We start from the raw sequence: 1028 nt of genomic DNA on the forward strand, positions 1-1028 counted from the left end.
CCGCTGCCGCCGCAAAGCCGTTCCGGAGCAGCCCGAACAGCTCACGGGGGGCGGTTCCGGGCCATGCCAGCGCGTGGCGCAGCTCGGAGAGCGTCCGTGCCGCGTTCACGAGCAGAAGCTGCCTGGAGGTTGCGGGCTCGTCGAGTCCGCGCCGTCGGGCTGGCTCAAGGCGGCGTATGGCTGCGGCAAGCCGGGCTTCGAGTCCGCGCGCGAGCCCGCGCAGTACGGGGTTGGCCTCCACATAGAGGGAAGGCGGCGCGTAGGCGGGATCAGGGCGCGGTCCGGAGCCTTCATCCGTGAGGCGCAGCAACGGCAGAAACAGCCAATCCGGGCGGTCGGTGGTTTCGTTTTCCCAGAAGAGACGGGGATAAAGATAGAGCGTGCGCACGGGCATGTCCCTCTTGCTTTCCGTGGCAAGGGGCAGGGCGTAACGATCAGCGATGCTGTCATCGCTGTTTGGGCAAAGATAACGGCCCGGCGCTTCGGGCAAGGTGTCCGCATCGCATCCGATCAGCCTGCCTCCGTCCCGCATGCACGATGGAATCCCGGCGACGTTGCCATAGGGTTTCAACGGCGGGAGGCCGGCAAACACCGTAAACGGCATATGTGAGTCCGTCCATGCTTCGCGGAAACTCCGGCTTGGCAGGATGGCGTTGCCGTCTTCCGGCACGGCGGCGATTACAACCTCGGTGCCATCCTGAAAACGCATTATCCCGCTGCGGACGAGAATCCGCCCCTCGGCAAGCGCCGCTTCGTCCACATCCAGATTGCCCACGCCCCAGAAGCACGGCTGCGCCGACTGGAGCAGCGACGCCCTTTCCGAGGCATGAAAGGCATCAGCCTGCTGGAAGTGCTGCGGTTCGAGGAATTGTCCTGAATACCAGTATACCGGACGTTGAGGCTGCATGTCGGCCTTCCCAATATGGTTTGCGCGGTGCCTTCGGATGCCCGGAGCGGTTCTGCTCCGTCCTATGCCCGGGAACCCGCGTCAATCAAAACGGATGGTAAAACGTCTCTCTCTCTCTCTC

1 protein-coding gene is annotated in these 1028 nt (G+C 64.1%); it reads right to left on the reverse strand.

From position 1 onward, the window contains the following. Positions 1-907, reverse strand: a 907-nt coding sequence (gene tssK, locus HMPREF0178_RS20065; protein ID WP_009369369.1) for a type VI secretion system baseplate subunit TssK, incomplete at its 3' end; no start/stop codon positions are given. Positions 908-1028 lie beyond the last annotated feature (121 nt).

Source organism: Bilophila sp. 4_1_30 (assembly GCF_000224655.1).
Taxonomy (GTDB): Bacteria; Desulfobacterota; Desulfovibrionia; order Desulfovibrionales; family Desulfovibrionaceae; genus Bilophila; species Bilophila wadsworthia.